This is a genomic window from Undibacterium sp. RuRC25W, assembly GCF_049339825.1.
In the GTDB taxonomy this organism is placed as follows: domain Bacteria; phylum Pseudomonadota; class Gammaproteobacteria; order Burkholderiales; family Burkholderiaceae_D; genus Undibacterium.
The window spans coordinates 1-251 of sequence record NZ_JBMPPD010000092.1 but is presented as its reverse complement, the minus strand read 5'-3'; the positions used below and the strand labels follow the sequence as shown (position 1 = coordinate 251).

1 pseudogene is annotated in these 251 nt (G+C 44.6%); it reads left to right on the top strand.

The features are described from left to right. Window positions 1-251, top strand: a pseudogene (locus ACO0KV_RS18425) (IS30 family transposase); the annotation flags it as partial.

Genomic DNA, 251 nt, shown 5'->3' with positions numbered 1-251 from the left:
AGCGGTCATGCGGCGATAAGTCCGGAAACAGTTTATCAACGTGTCTATGCGGATAAACGATCAGGCGGAGCACTTTGGAAAAATCTACGTTGTCAGAAGAAACGAAAAAAACGATATGGTAAATTAGAGCGAAGAGGCAGTATACCGAATAGACAATTTATCGAAGACAGGCCAGCAATTGTAGAGCAGCGCAGTCGAATAGGCGATTGGGAAGCAGATACGATCATTGGCAAAAACCATCGGCAAGCTAT